This window comes from Pseudonocardia sp. NPDC046786 (genome assembly GCF_040645415.1).
Lineage (GTDB): Bacteria > Actinomycetota > Actinomycetes > Mycobacteriales > Pseudonocardiaceae > Pseudonocardia > Pseudonocardia kongjuensis.
Map to the genome: position 1 here is coordinate 12205 of NZ_JBEYYF010000041.1, position 18006 is coordinate 30210.

Genomic DNA, 18006 nt, shown 5'->3' on the forward strand with positions numbered 1-18006 from the left:
TCTGGATCCTCCACTCCATGAAGGAGAGATCGTCATCAAGTCGGTCACCTCATACGATCAGGCGCAACTCGATCTGCAGTCGATGGTCTCCGAGCTCGCAGCGGACGTCTATGCGCCGCGGGCGCGGACCTGGGACGAGCAGTGCGAGCCGCTGCCACCCGCCGAGCGTCGGCGCCTCGGGGAGCTCGGTCTGCTGGGCATGACGCTCTCGGAGGAGGTAGGTGGATCCGGCCGGCCACTCGTCGACGCACTGGTGGCCTTGGAGGAGCTCGCGAAGGTCAGTCCGGTGGCTGCCTGGCCGGTCTTCGAGGCATGCACCGGTCCGGCGAGGGTCATCGACCTCCTCGGTACCGAAGAGCAGCGCACAAACCTGCTCCCGCCCGTGGTGGCGGGTGAGCAGACCATCGCGGTCTCCATCTCGGAGGCCGAGGCCGGGTCCGCAGCGACCGATCTGAGCACGAAGGCCCGCGTCGAGGGTGACGTCGTGGTCATCAATGGCGCGAAACGCTGGTGCTCCGGTGCGGGCCACGCCGAACAGTACCTGGTCTACGTACGCATCTCCGATGCTCGCGGTGCCTCCGGGATCGGAGCCGTCATCGTTCACAAGGACGTACCGGGGCTGACGTTCGGACCTCAGGAATCCTTGATGGGTTTCCACGGCATCGGCTCGGCGGACATGTTCTTCGACGACGTCCGAGTTCCGCTGTCCAACCTGATCGTCGGGGCAGGAGGCTTCGCTGAGCTGTTCCGTGTCTTCTCGATCGAGCGGCTCGGCAACGCAACGATGGCACTCGCGATCGGGCAGGCGGCGCTCGATCGGTCGGTCGCCCACGTCAAGACGCGAGTGCAGTTCGGCCGACCGATCGCGGACTTCCAGCTTGTGCAGGGGGCCATCGCGGACATGGTCACCCAGGTGTCTGCCGCACGACTGCTGATCCGAGCTGCAGCGGAGAAGGCCGGCCGTGGTGCTCCGAACGCACTCGATGCGTCGGTGGCGAAGTACTCGGCGAACCTCATGGCGAAGTCGGTCTCCGACCTGGCCATCCAGCTGCACGGTGGATACGGCTACTCGGCAGAGTACGAGGTCGAGCGCATGCATCGTGACTCGCATGGGTGGGCCCTCGCCGGGGGCACGTTGAACATGCAGCGGGTACGTATCGCCTCCGAGTATCTCGCTCAGCGGTTCCCTCAGCGGACAGGCACGGGTGAGAGTTGACCCCAGCGTTCGCCGCAGTAGACTAAGAACATAATGTGCTCAATATGAGCTATACGCTCACTATGTACCCAATTCTTAGCAAGGAGGCTCCATGGCCGCGAACGACAGGTTCGATTTCCAGGGTCTGGACCACGTGGCGCTGGGCTGCAGCGACATGAAGCAGACCTATGACTTCTATCACGGCACTCTGGGCATGCCCGTGTTGCACACGATCGAGTACATGGGTGAGAACGCCGAGGGCGAGACCGTCCCGATGGGACAGCACTTCTTCTTCGGTGTCGGTGGCGAGAACCCCAACGCCCATATCGCGTTCTTCTACTGGAAGGACGGATACCAGAACGCCCCCAAGGTCGTCGAGAACCGACCGGAGGGGGTGAACCCGCGGGCGATCAAGATCGCCGCGATGCACCACGTCAACCTTCGGGTCGCCCCGGAGAGGATCGAGGACTGCTGCGACAAGCTGGGGGAAGCCGGAATCGAGTACCGGCACTCCACCCGCTACGCGGATCCCGAATGGCGCGAGGTGCGCACGATCAACGGTTACACCAAACCCGAGCCGGGATGTCTGATGGACTCCGTCTACTTCTCCGACCCGGACGGCGTCCAACTGGAGGTCAATGCCTGGCTCCCGGCGTGGGACGCATGGCCCAACGACCACGAGCCGTGGTCGAACGAGTCGGCCGACCAGCGTTAGTCCTGGTTCGCACCTCGAGGCAGTGGAGGCAGACGTGTCACGACTAGAGCCCGCGAAGCGCTCGGAGATCGAAGCGGACGACGTCCAGCAGGTACTTCAGCGGGTGTTCGGGGACCGCGATCCCGCGATCGAGCCGGGCACCGCGACCGGCTCACCGGGCGACTGGTGGACGGTCATGGCTCTCGAGCCGGGGATCTTCCGGCTGTTGGAGAGCCGGCACGAGTGGCAGAAGAGTCCCGAGCGGGCACTCGCCCCGCATCTACGCGAGCTCGGCATCCTACGGGCCGGGTGGGCTCGCGGATCGCAGTTCGTGTTCTCCCAGCACTGCAAGGTCGCTCGCGAGGCGGGCCTCGCGGAGGACAAGATCGCTGCGGTCCCGTACTGGCAGACCAGCACCATCTTCACCGAACTCGAGCGGATCGTGCTGGCCTACGCTGATGATCTCGTGCTCGCCGGAGGGAGGGTCCCCGACCAGCGCTTCGAGCAGCTCCGTGGACACCTGTCGGACGTCGAGATCCTCGAGTTCACCTTCATCACCTGCACGTATGACATGTCGGCGGTGCTCTCCCGGGCGCTGCGACTGGAGTTCGACGATCGACCCGAGGCGGTGGCAGAGGTGCCGGCGCCGGAGCGAGGAGAAGAATGAGCACCGTCAGCGAATCCACCCGCCCCCGCGCCGTCGACGAGTTCCTCTCGCGGGTGCACCCGCTGTTCATCGGCGGGGAGTGGGTCCAGGCCGCCTCGGGTGAGGTGATCGACGTCGTCGATCCCGCCTCCGGCGCGATCGTGGCGAAGGTTCAGGCCGCGGACGCCACGGATGTCGATCGCGCGGTGAGTGCCGCCCGCACGGCATTCGAGGGCCCGTGGCGACGACTAGCGCCCATCGACCGGATGCGAGCGATGCTGCGCCTCGCGGACGCCGTCGAGGCTGCGAGCGATGAGATCGCGCTGCTCGAGACCCTCGACAACGGGATGCCGCTGACCGCGGCGGCTCGTGCCGTCCGGATCGCGGTGGAGAACCTGCGCTACTTCGCAGGGTGGTGCGGCAAGATCGCCGGTGACCTGCACAACCTGACCATGGCGGACACCTTCGCCTATACGGTCAAGCAGCCCATCGGCGTCGTCGCGGCCATCACGCCGTGGAACTTCCCGTTCGTCATGGAGGTTGCGAAGATCTCCCAGGCGCTCGCTGCGGGCTGCACCGTGGTACTCAAGCCTGCCGAACTCACCCCGCTGTCCGCGCTCAAGCTCGCCGAGCTGACCGCCGCGGCGGATCTCCCTCCCGGTGTACTCAACGTCCTGCCCGGCCTCGGTGCCGTTGCGGGCCAGGCACTGGTCGACCACGACGGCGTGGACAAGATCTCGTTCACCGGCTCCACCGCTACCGGCAAGAACATCATCCGCTCCTCGGCGGGCAACCTGAAGCGGCTCACGCTCGAGCTCGGCGGAAAGTCGCCGACCTTCGTGTTCCCCGATGCCGACATGCAGAAGGCCGTCCCCGGGGCGGCGATGGCGGCGTTCGCCAACTCCGGTCAGGTGTGCGTCGCTGGTTCGCGGCTGTTCGTGCACCGCAAGGTGTTCGATCAGGTCGTCGAGGGCGTGGGTGCGGTCGCCGACAGCCTGCGCGTCGGCCCAGGTCTCGACCCGGACAGCCAGCTGGGGCCCCTTGTGTCGCAGACTCAGCTGGACCGGGTCTCCCGATACATCGAGCTGGGCCGTGAGGAGGGCGCCGAGGTCATCCGCGGCGGTGACCGCGTCGGCGGGGAGGGCTATTTCCTGCGCCCGACCGTCGTGGCCGATGCTCGGCCGGAGATGCGCGTGATGCGCGAGGAGATCTTCGGCCCGGTCGTGTGCGCCGTGCCGTTCGACGACGATGACCTCGAACAGGTCGCCGCGCTCGGTAACGACACGACCTACGGGCTCGCTGCCTATGTCTGGACTCGCGACGTGAGCCGCGTGCACCGTCTGGCAGAGCTGATCCACGCCGGGACCGTGCAAGTGAACGGCGGTGCCCCGCTGGAGCCGGCGATGCCGTTCGGCGGCTTCAGACAGTCCGGCTGGGGCCGCGAGTACGGCGAGGCCGGCGTCGACGCCTACCTGGAGACGAAGTCCGTCATCGTGCGGCTCTGAGTCGCCGCATACCTGAGAGGAGACCGTCGTGGTGACAGCTCGCGCAGCAATACTCCGCGAATGTCCGGGCAGTCTGAAGATCGAGGACGTCGACTTCGTCGACCCTGGCCCGAATGAGGTGCTGGTCCGCACCGTGGCATCGGGTCTGTGCCACAGCGACCTGCACTGGATGCAGGGCAAGTACGTGCCGCCACTTCCGATCATACTTGGTCACGAGGCCGCAGGCGTGGTCGAGGCAGTCGGCTCCGGGGTCACCTATCTCAAGCCGGGCGACCACGTCGTGGGCTGCCTGTCGGTGTTCTGCGGCGAGTGTGACTATTGCGTCACCGGCCGCCCGCATCTGTGCCGCGAGCCGAGCGTTCGCGTGGGTCCGGCGGACCCGCCGCGAGTCCAGACGGTGGCCGGTGGAGTGCAACAAGGCGGGCAGCTCGGGGCGTTCGCGGAGGCGATGGTGGTCCACGAGCACGCGCTGGTGAAGATCCGCCCCGACATGCCACTCGAGCAGGCCGCCCTCCTCGGGTGCGCCACAATCACCGGCGTCGGTGCGGTGATCAACACTGCGAAGGTGCCGGCCGGCGCGACCGTTGCGGTGATCGGTGCGGGCGGCGTCGGTCTGAACGTGATCCAGGGTGCGGCGCTCGCCGGTGCATCCCGGGTCATCGCCGTCGACCTGCTCGAGTCCAAGCTGGAGCTCGCGACGCGGTTCGGCGCTACGGATGTGGTCGATGCCTCCAATTGCGACGCGGTGGAAACGGTCAAGGACCTCACCGGCGGTGGTGTCGAGTACGCCTTCGAGGCCATCGGGCTCACAGTGACCGCCGAGCAGTCCTTCGCGATGCTTACCCGGGGCGGCACCGCCACGGTCATCGGACTGATCCCGGCCGGCCAGAACGTTTCCCTCCCGGCCTCCGACCTCTGGATGGCCGAGAAGCGGCTGCAGGGCTCCAGCATGGGAAGCAACAGCTTCCGTTACGACATCCCGCGGTTGGTCGACCTGTACCTGCAGGGCAGGTTGAACCTCGACGATCTGGTGTCCAAGCGGATCGGCCTTGACGAGGTCAACGATGGCTTCGCTGCGTTGGAGCGGGGCTCCGTCGCCCGGAGCCTGATCGTCTTCGAGTAGCGCGGCGATCGCGGGCGGCCATCGGTGCGGAGCAGAGTAGTCGAGGACGATCTGCTCCGGCCTCCGCGCCAGCGGACTCGGATCTGTCGCTGGCCGCGCTCCGTGATCCGCTGGAGGTCGTTGCCGGCATGACGCCGACCGTGCGACGTGCACCACGGCCACGACCGGACGCTGGTATCGGCCGTCCGCGGAGCGACCGCCCCACCTCGTTGTCCGCCCTTGGCCGGGCGCGTCTAGATCACGAGCAGACGGGCGATGCCCGATCGGGAGGATGGTAGGAATGGCGGCTGACGTCGACACCGTCGACACGCCGGTGCTGATCGTCGGCGGTGGCCCGGTCGGGCTGGCGACGGCGCTGGATCTCGCGTGGCGGGGCGTTCGAAGCACGCTCGTCGAGCGGGACGCGGGCACCGCTGTGGAGCTGTTGGCGAAGGCCAACGGGCTACATGAACGGACGATGGAGATGTGTCGGAGGTGGGGAATCGTCGACCGCGTCGAGGAGGTCGGATTTCCCCCCGACCATCCTGGCGACACGGTCTACGCCACCGCGCTCCACGGGTACTTCGTCGGCCGCACCGTGATTCCGTCGGCCAACGACCGGGTACCGCCGGACTCCAGCCCGGAGAAGCGGCAGCGCTGCCCGCAGTACGAGTTCGACCCCTTGCTCGCCCGGGTGGTGAAGGAGCGGGGACTCACCGACGTTCGCTATAGCTGCATCGTCGAGGGGATCGAGCAGGACGACCGGGGAGTCACCGCGACGATCCGCCAGTCGGACGGTGGGCTCACGACTCTGCGAGCTCGCTATCTCGTGGCGTGCGACGGGGCCGGGAGTACGGTGCGTCGCGCGCTCGGCGTACCGTTCGAGGGCCGGATGTTGGACTTCTCGCTCAGCGCCGTGCTCACCGCGCCGGACCTGCGGCTGCCCGAGCACAACCAGCACGGCGAGCGATACATCCTGCTGTCCGAGGAGGGCGCCTGGTGCGTGTTCACCTCGGTCGACGGGCGGCACGTATGGCGCATCACGGTCGTCGGCTCGCAGGAGCGGCTCGACCCGGCGACTGTCGACATGACCGCTGCGATCCGCCGGGCCATCGGGCGGGAGGACATCCCGTTCGAGATCCAGCGGACGGTGCCGTGGCGGCGCAGCGCGTGCGCGGCTTCGACGTTCCGGGTCGGTCGGGTGTTGCTCGCCGGCGACTCCGCGCACACCACCTCGCCCACCGGCGGACACGGGATGAACACCGGCATTGGGGACGTCAGTGACCTCGGCTGGATGCTGGAGGCATTGCTCGCCGGATGGGGTGGCGAGGTGTTGCTCGATGCGTACGACCGGGAGCGTCGGCCCGTCGCCATCCGCAACTCGGCCAGCTCCACGACGAATTACCAGGAGTGGGTGGACAACTCCGGCTACGCCGACATCCTCGATCCCGGTCCGGCGGGGGAGGCGTGTCGCCGGCAGGTCGGGGACCGGCTCACGTCTTCGCTGCACAGCGAGTGGAGCTCCCTGGGCATTGACCTAGGCTACCGCTATGAGGACTCGCCGATCGTGCTTCCGGATGGCACGCCCCCGCCACCGGACGACCCGTCGGACTATGTCCCCACGGCCCGCCCCGGCCACCGCGCCCCGCACGCCTGGCTGGTGGACGGCCGTTCGACCCTGGACCTGTTCGGCCGCGATTTCGTCCTGCTGCGTTTCTCCGACGTCGACGTGACGCCGATCGAATCGGCGGCGGCGGCGGCGGGAATGCCCCTGCAGACCGTCACGATCACTGATCCGGACGTGGCGAAGCTGTACGAGACCGCGTTGGTGCTGGTCCGGCCGGATGGCCAGGTCGCTTGGCGGTCGGAGTCCCTGCCGATGCGGGCGGACAGGTTGGTGGATGTCGTGCGGGGAGCTCCCTGAGGACCGTGGCGGGCAATGCTGGGGTGGGCGGCGCCACGACGAGGCTGAGCACGACGTGGGAGGCTTGCCACCAGACGATGCGAACGCTCCGTCGTTGCGGGCGAAGTGGGGCATGAGGGGGTTCAGGTGGTACGGAGCAACACAAGCCCTCCGCCGGGGGCCGGACGCGAGGACACGGTGGCCGCGATCGTGAGCGAGCTGCGGAGCGCAATCATTGAGGGCCGCCTCATGCCCGGTGAGCGCATCCGACAGGATGCGCTCGCCGAACAGTTCGGCGTCAGCAGGGTCCCGGTCCGTGAGGCGCTCAAGGCATTGGCGACAGTCGGGTTGCTCAAGCACACGATGAACTCCGGGTTCGCCGTCTCTCGTCTCGAGGAGGCCGAGCTGGTGCAGATCTACCGGCTTCGCAGGCTCATCGAGGATGACCTCATGCGTCCGTTGCCCGAGGTCGACGAGAAGCACCTGGCCGACCTCACCGGCCTGAACGAGCAAATGGCTCTCCTCAGTGAACGGGAGGACGTCGGCGGGATGACGCTGCTCAACCGCACGTTCCACTTCGAGATGTTCGCACTGACCGGATCCACACTGATGATCGACATGTTAGCTCAGCTGTGGGACCTGTCCATGCCGTACCACTCCACCTATCTGTATGACCGTCAGACTCGCGACAAAGTCCTGCGGGAGCACGAACAGCTACTCACAGCCCTCGAAGCGGGCGATACGGACCGATACGAGCAGGTCGCCGCCGAGCACAGAGCAAGCTCCGAGACCGCCCTTCTTCGTGTCGTCAGGCGGACGTCGTTCCTTCGACGGGGCGTTGCGCAGTCGAGCTGATCGGTCGGCTCGGGAGGCTGCAACGCCGGGAGCTACGGTGTCGAGGGCGCCCGCTGGGGCCGGCCCAGCTCCACCCCACGGCATCCCACCCGTACGGTCGAGCGGCTGACGCGCACCCGCGGCCCGCTGAAAGAGCGGCGTGGCCGCCGGGTCTGTGTCACCATCAGCGGTGAGGCCCCAGGGGGTCGGCAAAGTCGCGGCGAGTGGGCGCTGAGCTGCGACGACACGTGCCCGCGTCTGCATCATTGTCGATCGCTGCCGTCGCCGACCAGGTGGGCGGGGTGGAGCTACCCGATCCGGTGCGCTGGCGCCGAGACTGGCCGATGCGCTGGTCGGGGTGGTCGATCCGCGCAAGCGTCGTGGGGTCCGGCACGGGCTGGTCGTGGTGCTGACGGCCGCGGTGTGCGCGGTCGCGGCCGGAGCGCGGTCGTTCGTCGCGGTCGCCGAGTGGGTCACGGACCTGCCGGCGGATATGGCTGCCGCGCTCGGGACCGAGGACCGATGTCCGTCGGAGTCGACGATCCGCCGGATCCTGGGCCGGGTGGACGCCGAGCGGTTCGACGCGGTGATCGGCGGGTTCGTCCAGCGCCTGTGCGCGGCGACCGCGCCGGTCGGGCGGCGCCGGGTACTGGCCGTGGACGGCATGACCGTGCGCGGCTCGCGCGGTGATGGCCCTGCTCGTCATCTGCTCTCGATGCTCGACCAACAGACCCGGGTCGTGCTCGGCCAGGTCGAGGTCGCGGGCAAGACCAACGAGATCACCGCGTTCACTCCGCTGCTCGACACCCTGACCAGTTTCGACCTGACCGGCGTGGTGATCACCGTGGACGCGCTGCACACCCAGCGCGAGCACGTCACCGACCTGCGTGCCCGGGGCGCGCACTGGGTACTCACGGTCAAGGGCGACCAGCCCCGGCTGCGCCGCCAACTCGCCGGGCTGCCCTGGCGCGGGACTGAGCCCGACCATCGCAGCGCCGAGACCGCGCACGGGCGTCGGGAGATACGCACCATCAAGGTCGTCACCATCGCGGCCGGGATCGAGTTCCCGCACGCTGCCCAGGTACTGCAGATCACCCGCAAGACCCGCCCCGTCAGCGCGCGGCTCGGCCGGTGGCGCACCGAGACCGTCTACGCCATCACCGACTTGGGCCGCACCAGGCCCGTCCCGACGAGCTCGCCGCCTGGGTCCGTGGCCACTGGCAGATCGAGAACGGGCTGCACTGGGTACGCGACGTCACCTTCGCCGAAGACCTCTCCACCCTCCGCACCGGTGCCGGACCACCGCAGGTCATGGCCTCACTGCGGAACCTGGTGATCAGCCTGCACCGCTTGGCCGGAGCCACCAACATCGCCGCCGTACTCCGACATCACGGCCGCGACGCACTCCGGCCACTCCAGCTCCTCAAGATCATCTGACTTTGCCGACCGACCCCCTGGTCCGATCATGGGCAGTCAGCCACACATCACGGTATGGGCTGTGACCCCGGGGCGTGGTCTGTGTCGTGCTGTCGCGCTCTGTTGACACGCTGATCAGTAGCAGTACTATCAATGTCCAATGCTCGATCTACGAGAAAGCTGTGCATATAGTGAGCTCAATTGAGGCATCGAGAGATCCAGTACGGCGGATCCGGCTGCGAGCGATGCTGGACCAGCGTGCCGCTCTTCCCGTACCGGGCGCGGCGAACGCGCTGACCGCGCGGATCGTCGAAGACATGGGTTTCGACGCCGTCTACGTGTCCGGCGCAGCGATAGCCAACAGCTTCCTCGGCGTACCGGACATCGGACTCACCTCACTCAGTGAGGTCGCTGCGCACGTCGCCGCGATCAGGGAGGCGGTCGAGCTGCCGTTGATCGTCGATGCGGACACCGGCTTCGGCGGCATTGCCAACACCTGGCGCACCGTCCGCCAGCTCGAGCGGAGTGGCGCCGACGCGATCCAGCTGGAGGACCAGACATTCCCCAAGCGCTGCGGGCATTTCGAGGGCAAGGGGACGGTGTCGGCAGACGAGATGGTGGACAAGATCGCTGCAGCGTGCTCCGCGCGTGAGGACACCGGCCTGGTGATCATTGCCAGAACCGACGCCCGAGCCGAGTACGGCCTGGTCGAGGCATGCCGCCGTGCCAACGCGTACCGGGAGGCCGGCGCCGACGTCCTTTTCGTCGAGGCACCCGAGAGCGAGGCCGAGATCGCCGAGATCGCGACGACGGTCGAGGGCCCCCTGATTCTCAACGTTGTCGAGGGCGGGGTCACCCCCGCGCTGCCGGCCTCGCGCCTTCGGGAGCTGGGGTTCTCGGCCGTACTGTTCGCCAACCATTCACTGCTCGCGACCATCGGTGCGGTCCGGCGCTCGCTCGAGGCGTTGCGAGCGGATGTGCCCGGCACCGCGCCGGGCTCGGCATCCTGGCCGGAGCGCCAGGCTCTCGTCCGCCGTGAGTGGTTCGCGGACTTCGAGACACGGCACACCGACATCGGCGACAAACGTGTCGGCGTCCGAGAGCCGGTCGGCCCCCGAGGACGGTGAACGGCTTGCGCGACTAGGAAGGTCAGGTGCAATGGAAGCTCTGAAGAACGCGTGGTACGTCGCGGCATGGCCCGAGGAGATCGACGAGGGCAATCTGGTCGGGCGGACGATCCTCAACGAACCGATCTTGCTGTATCGCAAGACCGACGGTACCCCGGTCGCCATCGGCAACCGGTGTCCTCACCGCTTTGCCCCGCTGCATCTCGGGCGTCACCTGGGGGACACGGTGCGCTGCGGCTACCACGGGCTCGAGTTCGGCGAGGACGGGCGGTGCGCCCGAAATCCGCACGGCAACGGCACCACCCCGAGCCACGCGTCGGTGCCCACCTACCCGCTCGTGGAAAAGCACTCGATGCTGTGGATCTGGATGGGCTCTGAGCCGGCGGACGAAAGCCTGATCGCCGACGAGTTCGCTTTCGTCGCCGACCCCCAGCGCGCACATGTCAAGGGCTCGCTGAACGTCAAGGGCAACTACATGCTGCTCGTCGACAACCTGATGGACCTCTCCCACGGCCTGTACCTGCACGCCGGCACCCTCTCGAACGAGCAGATGCAGGAGAGCTTCCTGCCGAAGGCGCACGTTGAGGACGGTGTCGTCTACTGCAACCGGGAACAGCCGGGGATCGCCCCGCCCGCGCTGTGGGTCCCGTCACTGCCGTCGGGCACCGAGACGGTCGACTACTTCAGCAACCTGTCCTGGCATCAGCCGTCGAACGTCATCCATCCCGTCGGCTGCCGGATCGTCGGCAAGCCCGAGGGGGTCGACGGAGGCGTCGGCTCTCGCTCGGCGCACATGTTCACGCCCGAGACGGATACGACCACGCACTACTTCTACTCCAACTCGCGTGACTACGGCGTGGACGACCCGGAGGCGGACAAGCGGATCCGCGGGGTGCTAGAGCGTGTATTCGGTACCGAGGACGCCCCGATGATCGAGGCACAACAGCAGATGATCGGCGACGTCGACCTCAACTCGTTGCGCCCTGCCGTCATCCCCAGTGATCGACCGATGGTACTGGTTCGGCGCCAGCTCGCAAAGCTCATCGCCGCCGAGAAGGCGCGGACCGCGGAGCAGCAGCCCGCCACCGGTCGCCGGGACCGGGACGAGGTGACCCCGGATGCCGTCCCCGTCGGCTGAGTCGGCCGACGAACACCCTGCCGGGCGCGCCGATGTGCTCGTGGTCGGTGCAGGGCACGGCGGTGCGCAGGTGGCGATCGCCCTGCGCCAGCAGGGCTTCACCGGTTCGGTGACGATCGTGGGTGAGGAGCCGTACCCGCCCTATCAGCGGCCCCCGCTGTCGAAGGACTACCTGGCTGGCACGACCAGCGCGGATCGGCTACCCATCCGGCCGCGGAGTTTCTGGGAGAACCGCGGGGTCGCCCTGCTGACGGGGCGGCGGATCGTGGCGATCGACCCGGTCGCGCGCACCGTCTCCGCCGAGGACGGGAGCCGTCTAGGCTACGGGCAGTTGGTATGGGCCGCCGGTGGCCGGGCCCGGCGGCTGACCTGCCCGGGCGCCGACCTACCGGGCATCCACACAATTCGTACCCGCGCCGATGTGGACCGCCTCGCAGGAGAGCTCACCGACCCTGCGCGAGTGGTCGTGGTCGGTGGTGGCTACATCGGACTCGAAGTCGCTGCGGTCCTGACTGACCGGGTGCACGTGACGGTGCTCGAGGCCGCGGGTCGGGTACTCGTCCGGGTGGCGGGGGAGCCGCTGTCGCGCTTCTACGAGACTGAACACCGCCGGCGCGGGGTCGACATCCGCCTCGGGGTCACGGTCGTCGGTGTTCGCGGCGACGCGCGCGGTGTGACCGGGGTCGAGCTCGCCTGCGGGACCGTGCTGCCGTGCTCGGTGGTGGTCGTCGGCATCGGGATCGAGCCCGAGAGCGGGCCGATGCGGGACGCTGGTGCCGCCGTCGACAACGGCGTGCTGGTCGACGGTGACGGCCGCACCTCGATCCCGGGCGTGTTCGCGCTCGGGGACTGCGCCATCGGGCCTTTTCCGGGCGCTGGCGGTACACCGGTGCGGCTCGAGTCGGTTCAGGCGGCTGTGGATCAGGCTGTCCTGGTGGCCTGCGCGGTGACCGGCAGGGCGCGGCCCACCAGGGTCTCTCCTCCGACCTTTTGGTCTGATCAGTACGACCTGCATCTCAAGGCAGTCGGGCTCGCACTCGGCCACGACAGTGTCGTGGTGCGTGGAGACCCGGCCGACCGCAGCTTCTCCGTGGTGTACCTGCGCGGCGACACCGTGCTGGCGCTCGACTGCGTGAACGCGACAAAGGACTTCGCCCAGGGCAGGTCGTTGGTCGCGGAGCGCGCCGCGGTGGATCCCGTGGCCCTCGCCGACCCGTCCACGCCGCTGCTCCATTTGGACGTGGCGCACCGCTGACCCCCCCGCGAAAGAAGGTGCGACCCCATGCCGAAGATCATCGTCGTCGACCGCGAGGGAACGCAGAGCGTGCTGAACGCCCCCGTGGGCCTCTCGCTCATGGAGAGCCTGCGTGACGAGGGTTACGACGACATCCTCGCCCTGTGCGGCGGCTGTGCCAGCTGTGCCACGTGTCACGTCGTCGTCGGCGCCGCGTGGGTCGACGTGGTCGGTCCCGCCTCGGAGGAGGAGGTCGATCTGCTGGAATCCTCGCCCTACCTCGAGCCCGGCCGCTCGCGGCTGTCCTGCCAGATCGAGGTGGTCGACGAGCACGACGGCCTCGAGATTCGTATCGCCCCCGAGGAGTAGCCGAGGGGCACCTGCCGCATTCGGCCTTCCACACCCCTGACGATCCCGGAGATCTCCATCATGACGACGACCGGCCTGCAGGCCCTCGCCACCGACCGCAGTCGCGCCGCGCTGCTCCTCGTCGACTACCAGGTCGGGCTGTGCACCCCGGGCCCTGACTGCCTCGCGCCGCCGCTCGCGGCTGAGGTGGCCCGCCGTGGCACGCTTGCGACCTCGGCCAAGGTCCTCGCTGCGGCTCGCGAAGCAGGTCTGCTGACCGTCTTCGTCCGGCTTGCGTTCGACGAGGGCTACGTGCTGCGCACCAATCGTACTGCTCGCTTCGACCGCTACCCTAACGACCAACTGCTGAAGGTGACCGATCCCGGTGCGCAGATCGTGCCCGAGCTCGCCCCTGAGGGCGAGCTGGTGATGACCAAGAGCTGTGTCGACCCGTTCGTGGGTACGACTCTGCTGGCGGCGCTCCACGCGAGCCACATCGACACCGTCGTGGTCGGCGGCGTGGCGACCACCCTCGCGGTGGAGTCCACGATCCGGCACGCGGCGGACTCGGGCCTGCAACCGGTCGTGGTCGAGGACATGTGTGCCTCGTTCAGCCCTGAGTTGCATGACTTCGCGTTCGGCAATGTCCTGTCGCTGTTCGCCGAGATCACCACCTCCCACGAGGTGATCGGCGCGCTCGCCGCCGGCTGAGCGGGCCCGACGCACGGGAGCGGGTATCGGCCACCCGCTCCGCTGATCAAGGGCGAGGGTTACGGGGTGTATCCGATGGCCCTCGACAACGCCTGGCATGTCTCGATCACCAGCGGGGCCCATTGCTCCATCACCTGCTGGTCCCACCGCGTCGACGGACCGGACACGGTCAGCGCGGCCACGATGCCGTCGGCCTGGAAGACGGGGGCGGACAGCCCGCCGACGCCGGGGGACCGGTCCCCCACGGAGGCGACGAACCCCCGCTCCTGGATGCTGGCCAGCGTCGTGCGGAGCGCCTGCGCATCTGAGCCCGCCGCGGCCGCCTCGGCGATGACGACGTCCACCTCCTGCGGTTCCATGAACGCGAGGATGGCCTTGCCGCTGGGACCGGCGTATAGGGGGAGTCGCTCCCCGATCTGGATGACCCGCCGGTCCACGTGTTTGCCGAGGGTGGTCTCGACGCAGACGCGCTCCCGGCCGCTGCGCACGTGCAGACTCACGGTCTCGCCGGTCTGCTCGGTGATGTGCTCCATGACCGGTCGTGCTGAGCTACGCAGGTCGACCTTGCGCATTACTGCGGCGGCCAACGCGATCAGGGCGTTGCCCGCGACGTACCCGGAGTTGCCCGGCAGCCGGGAGAGGTAGGAGTGGGCCTCGAGTTCGAGCAGCAGCCGGTAGACCGCGTTGCGATCCAGGTCCAAGGCGCGGGCAATCTCGGCCGGTCGTTGGGGCACGCCTGCGGAGACGACGTACTGGAGGACATCGATTCCCCGTGCGAGAGTCTGAGCCCCTTTCGCAGGGGCGCGAGCCGCGCGACTCCCGTCAGTGATCGGCGAAGTCATGTTACCTCTCGCAGGTCGAATACAGAGAACCAGTCTAAGTACCGTATCAGCAGCGCAATGTCAGAGGCAGGAGCGCGCTGAGCGAATCGCCACTCGGATGATGAGCCAGCTATTCGGCTAGAAGACTCCGAGCGGTCACGCAGTGTATCCGAGCGAGACTGACAGTCCGCGGCACGCCTCGCGCACCGTTTCGGCCCACTGTTCCATCGTGGTCTGGTCGCACCGCGCCGCGGGGCCCGAGATCGTGAGTGCCGCGACGCTCCCGTCAGCTTGGAAGACGGGGGCGGAGAGCCCGCCGATGCCCGGCGACCAGCCGCCCACGGATACCAGGAACCCGTTGGCCTTGACCTGGGCGACGGTTGCACGGAGCTCCTCCGGGGACAGTCCCGCCTCGGCGGCTTGCGTGATCACGCTGTCGACGTCCTGCGGCTCCATATACGAGAGGATGACCTTTCCGCTCGGGCCGAGGTAGAGTGGGAGGCGCTCACCGATCTGCACCACGCGGCGATCGATGTGTCGCCCGGGGACCGTCTCGACGCAGACTCGATCGCGTCCGCTGCGGACGAAGAGGCAGATTGTCTCACCGGTCTGGTCGGCGATCGATTCCATGATCGGTCGGGCGGAGCTGCGCAGGTCCACCTTGCGCATAACAGTGGCGGCCAAGGCGACCAGCGCGTTCCCTGTGACGTACCCAGGGCTGTCCGCGGGCCGGGAGACGTACGACTTCGCCTCGAGCTCCTGCAGGAGTCGGTACACCGCGTTACGGTCGAAGTCCAGCGCCCGGGCGATCTCGGAGGGCCGCTGTGGTCGGCTGGCGGCGGCGACGTACTCCAGGACCTCGATCCCTCGTGCGAGAGTCTGCGCGCCCTTCCTGGAGGCGCGGGTCGCGCGTCCTTCTGCAGTCGTCGGCAACGCCACACTATCCTCCTGGAAGCCGAGGTAACACTCGTGCTGTCAGTCTACCAGTCGCGCTAAAGGAGCGATCTGTCCTCGAATAAGGCTCCATCGCTCGAATATCAAGCCTATGGTCCGGGCGGTATGTTCGAGTGTCTCTGATCTATCGGATGGGCTCGGGTCACCATTTCTGCAGGTCAGGGCATGTCGAGGCCGACGATCGAGTGGCCCGGACTGCATCGTTGACGCCCCAGGTCGCGGCGACGCCGCCCCCGCAGGTCATCGGGGGAGTACGGCGCGGCTCGTGCTGTGACAGCAGCCTGCAGGTCAGCATCGGGCATGATCAAGGCGGTGGCCGCCGGCTAGGGTGCCTTTCCTGGGGTAGGCCTGGGTTGAGCCTCTACCCTCGGTGGCCGGTCCTGCGCGTTCCGTCGCCGTCGCGGCCGTCCGGTCCGGCCGAACCTCCAGTCGACTGTTTCCTGCCGTGGCATCCGCTTCCCTCTCGCGGGCACGAGTCGGCGCCCGGCTACGTCCCTTTCGCCATCTCGGCTGACCAGCGTGCCGGAAGGAGAGCTGCGGAGCCGTTGACTGGTGGGGTTATGCAAGTATTATTACAGCACGGAGATCGATTTACACTCAGTAAGCTCACATAATGAGCATAGTGAGTGCGGAGTGAGTTGGTGAGGGCCCTATCGGCAACCTCGGCAGTCGCCCCGGCACATCCGATCACGATGACGTGGCCACTGGGTCAGCCGTGGAGCGGCGACCGCGGTCGTCGTGCCCGATCGCACCCCGCACCTGTCGACTGCCTGATGTCGTACCTCTTCTTCAGCGACACCGGCCCCATCGCCGTCTCCGCAGCAGTCGGGCCCCGCTCCGCTCGGGCCACAGTCACAGCACGTTCCTCGACCGACGTCGTTCAGGAGTGATCCATGAGCAGGACCGACAGCCCCAGTAAGGGGCCTAAGCAGCAGGTCAGGCGGCGCGCGGCGCTCGCCGGGATGTTCGGAACCGCGATCGAGAACTTCGATCTCAGCCTCTACGCCTACCTGGTCATCTTCACCGCGCCCACGTTCTTCCCGACCGGCAACGCGGCGACCGCGGTTATTGCCTCACTCGCAGTGTTTGCCGTGGGCTTCCTCTCTCGGCCGTTGGGCGGCATCGTGTTCGGGCGGATGGGTGACCGCCACGGCCGACGGTTCACGCTGCTCGTGACGGTGGTCCTGATGGGCGTCTCGACCGGTGCGCTCGGTCTGATCCCGGGTTACGCCACCATCGGCATCTGGGCGCCGATCCTGCTCGTGGTCGTCCGGCTGCTCCAGGGCTTCTCGGCAGGTGGCGAGGTCATCGGTGCCGCCACCTATGTGGTCGAGTCGAGCACTCCCGGCCGACGCGGTCTCTTCGCCTCGGCGACGCCGCTGGGCGCGGTCCTCGGCGTTGCGATGGCTCCAGTCGTCGTCGGCGTGTTCACCGTTGCGCTGGGTAGCGAAGCGATGGCCGCAGGCGGCTGGCGATTCGCCTTCCTGGTCGCGCTGCCGCTGACCGCCCTCTGCCTGTACTTCCGGCTCCGGATCGAGGACAGCCCCGAGTACCTCGACCTGGTGGAGAGGCGTGAAGTCGCGCATGCACCGGTTCGCGAGGCTCTGCAGCGCCACTGGCGCGGGGTGGTCGCGGTGATGTTGTTGGCGTTGTCGATCTTCTTCGTGGGCTACACGTTGACGGCGTACATGCCGGTCTTCCTCGCCAGCACAGTGGGCATCGCGCCCGCCACGGTCAACTGGCTCTCGGCGGTCGTGCTCCTGCTCGCCGCGCCGGCCGTGCTGCTTGGAGGCTTCAGCGTCGACCGGTATGGTCGTCGCGCGGTGATGGTTGCGGCGTTCGCTGTGACGTGCGTCGTCGCCTTCCCGGCTATGACGCTGATGACCGGTGCCGGTAACTCCGCGTTCACGGTCGGGCTCGCGTACTGGGTGCTGTTGTTCTCGGCCTACGCCGCGATGCCGGCGGCATACAAGTCCTTCTCGGATCTGTTCCCCACCCGGATCCGCTACACGGCAGCGGCCATCGGGTTCAACGTCGGCAATGTGATCGGAGGCGGTTTCGGACCGTACTTCACGGCGCAGGTCACCGAGTGGACCGGGGACTCACGCTCACCCGCGCTGCTCCTCGGTCTGGCAGCCGTGATCGGAATCGGCACGATGCTCGTCATCACGCGCAAGAATCGACCCGGTGCGCAGGAACATACCGACCTCGTCACCCCGGCGACCTGAGCGGGCGCTGGTCCCTGCCGGCCGGCAGGGACCAGGCTCGGCGCTACCTCCGAAGTGAAGTGACACCTACTGGCCGGACGCCTCCAGACTTGGCAGTAGCCGAGGAGGAGGACGTGCGATGGGGCGTCGAAGTAGGTACCCCGAGGAGTT

General features: G+C 67.8%; 15 protein-coding genes and 1 pseudogene. 14 read left to right on the top strand and 2 right to left on the bottom strand.

The window, feature by feature from the left end; all coding sequences use genetic code 11:
- Positions 1-34 precede the first annotated feature (34 nt).
- The 13 genes and pseudogenes from ABZ881_RS29630 to ABZ881_RS29690 all read left to right on the top strand — a co-directional run bounded on the left by ABZ881_RS29630 (position 35) and on the right by ABZ881_RS29690 (position 13853).
- Complete coding sequence (locus ABZ881_RS29630; RefSeq protein ID WP_358489180.1) at positions 35-1216, top strand: acyl-CoA dehydrogenase family protein; 1182 nt, start codon at positions 35-37, stop codon at positions 1214-1216.
- Between the two features lie 91 nt (positions 1217-1307).
- A complete protein-coding gene (locus tag ABZ881_RS29635) occupies positions 1308-1910 on the top strand; it encodes a VOC family protein (RefSeq protein ID WP_358489150.1) in 603 nt (200 codons plus the stop codon).
- 34 nt (positions 1911-1944) lie between these two features.
- The gene (locus tag ABZ881_RS29640; RefSeq protein WP_358489153.1) at positions 1945-2556 is read left to right on the top strand and encodes a carboxymuconolactone decarboxylase family protein; all 612 of its coding nucleotides are present in this window, start codon (positions 1945-1947) and stop codon (positions 2554-2556) included.
- Complete coding sequence (locus ABZ881_RS29645; RefSeq protein ID WP_358489157.1) at positions 2553-4040, top strand: aldehyde dehydrogenase family protein; 1488 nt, start codon at positions 2553-2555, stop codon at positions 4038-4040. The genes ABZ881_RS29640 and ABZ881_RS29645 overlap by 4 nt, the downstream gene beginning before the upstream one ends.
- A 28-nt stretch (positions 4041-4068) precedes the next feature.
- Entirely contained in the window at positions 4069-5163 is a 1095-nt protein-coding gene (locus ABZ881_RS29650) for a Zn-dependent alcohol dehydrogenase (RefSeq protein WP_358489159.1), read from the top strand.
- Positions 5164-5443: 280 nt separating this feature from the next.
- The gene (locus ABZ881_RS29655) at positions 5444-7066 is read left to right on the top strand and encodes an FAD-dependent monooxygenase (RefSeq protein ID WP_358489161.1); all 1623 of its coding nucleotides are present in this window, start codon (positions 5444-5446) and stop codon (positions 7064-7066) included.
- A 177-nt stretch (positions 7067-7243) separates the two neighbouring features.
- On the top strand, positions 7244-7900 hold the full coding sequence (locus ABZ881_RS29660; RefSeq protein WP_358489163.1) for a GntR family transcriptional regulator: 657 nt from the start codon (positions 7244-7246) through the stop codon (positions 7898-7900).
- A 337-nt stretch (positions 7901-8237) separates the two neighbouring features.
- Positions 8238-8963, top strand: a pseudogene (locus ABZ881_RS29665) (ISAs1 family transposase); the annotation flags it as partial.
- A 577-nt stretch (positions 8964-9540) separates the two neighbouring features.
- Complete coding sequence (locus tag ABZ881_RS29670; RefSeq protein WP_358489165.1) at positions 9541-10422, top strand: isocitrate lyase/PEP mutase family protein; 882 nt, start codon at positions 9541-9543, stop codon at positions 10420-10422.
- 31 nt (positions 10423-10453) lie between these two features.
- A complete protein-coding gene (locus ABZ881_RS29675) occupies positions 10454-11560 on the top strand; it encodes an aromatic ring-hydroxylating dioxygenase subunit alpha (RefSeq protein WP_358489168.1) in 1107 nt (368 codons plus the stop codon).
- Positions 11541-12815: an FAD-dependent oxidoreductase gene (locus ABZ881_RS29680; RefSeq protein WP_358489169.1), complete on the top strand. Its 1275-nt coding sequence runs from the start codon at positions 11541-11543 to the stop codon at positions 12813-12815. Before ABZ881_RS29675 ends, ABZ881_RS29680 begins: the two co-directional genes overlap by 20 nt.
- A gap of 27 nt (positions 12816-12842) precedes the next feature.
- Positions 12843-13163 carry a 2Fe-2S iron-sulfur cluster-binding protein gene (locus tag ABZ881_RS29685; protein ID WP_358489171.1) on the top strand — a complete coding sequence of 107 codons (321 nt, stop codon included), beginning with the start codon at positions 12843-12845 and terminating at the stop codon, positions 13161-13163.
- Between the two features lie 60 nt (positions 13164-13223).
- The gene (locus ABZ881_RS29690) at positions 13224-13853 is read left to right on the top strand and encodes an isochorismatase family cysteine hydrolase (protein ID WP_358489172.1); all 630 of its coding nucleotides are present in this window, start codon (positions 13224-13226) and stop codon (positions 13851-13853) included.
- 59 nt (positions 13854-13912) lie between these two features.
- Here ABZ881_RS29690 and ABZ881_RS29695 read toward each other — a convergent pair whose 3' ends face one another.
- Both ABZ881_RS29695 and ABZ881_RS29700 read right to left on the bottom strand, forming a co-directional pair.
- Positions 13913-14695 carry an IclR family transcriptional regulator gene (locus tag ABZ881_RS29695; RefSeq protein WP_358489173.1) on the bottom strand — a complete coding sequence of 261 codons (783 nt, stop codon included), beginning with the start codon at positions 14693-14695 and terminating at the stop codon, positions 13913-13915.
- Between the two features lie 135 nt (positions 14696-14830).
- Positions 14831-15613, bottom strand: a complete 783-nt coding sequence (locus ABZ881_RS29700) for an IclR family transcriptional regulator (RefSeq protein WP_358489175.1) — start codon at positions 15611-15613, stop codon at positions 14831-14833.
- Between the two features lie 908 nt (positions 15614-16521).
- On the opposite strand from ABZ881_RS29700, the gene ABZ881_RS29705 reads away from it, so the two are divergent.
- The gene (locus tag ABZ881_RS29705; RefSeq protein WP_358489178.1) at positions 16522-17856 is read left to right on the top strand and encodes an MFS transporter; all 1335 of its coding nucleotides are present in this window, start codon (positions 16522-16524) and stop codon (positions 17854-17856) included.
- Positions 17857-18006 lie beyond the last annotated feature (150 nt).

Coding starts and splice junctions, on each gene's coding strand:
- ABZ881_RS29635 (WP_358489150.1), top strand. CDS start 1,308: ATGGCCGCGAACGACAGGTTCGATTTCCAGGGTCTGGACCACGTGGCG.
- ABZ881_RS29645 (WP_358489157.1), top strand. CDS start 2,553: ATGAGCACCGTCAGCGAATCCACCCGCCCCCGCGCCGTCGACGAGTTC.
- ABZ881_RS29655 (WP_358489161.1), top strand. CDS start 5,444: ATGGCGGCTGACGTCGACACCGTCGACACGCCGGTGCTGATCGTCGGC.
- ABZ881_RS29670 (WP_358489165.1), top strand. CDS start 9,541: ATGCTGGACCAGCGTGCCGCTCTTCCCGTACCGGGCGCGGCGAACGCG.
- ABZ881_RS29675 (WP_358489168.1), top strand. CDS start 10,454: ATGGAAGCTCTGAAGAACGCGTGGTACGTCGCGGCATGGCCCGAGGAG.
- ABZ881_RS29680 (WP_358489169.1), top strand. CDS start 11,541: ATGCCGTCCCCGTCGGCTGAGTCGGCCGACGAACACCCTGCCGGGCGC.
- ABZ881_RS29685 (WP_358489171.1), top strand. CDS start 12,843: ATGCCGAAGATCATCGTCGTCGACCGCGAGGGAACGCAGAGCGTGCTG.
- ABZ881_RS29690 (WP_358489172.1), top strand. CDS start 13,224: ATGACGACGACCGGCCTGCAGGCCCTCGCCACCGACCGCAGTCGCGCC.
- ABZ881_RS29695 (WP_358489173.1), bottom strand. CDS start 14,695: ATGACTTCGCCGATCACTGACGGGAGTCGCGCGGCTCGCGCCCCTGCG.
- ABZ881_RS29705 (WP_358489178.1), top strand. CDS start 16,522: ATGAGCAGGACCGACAGCCCCAGTAAGGGGCCTAAGCAGCAGGTCAGG.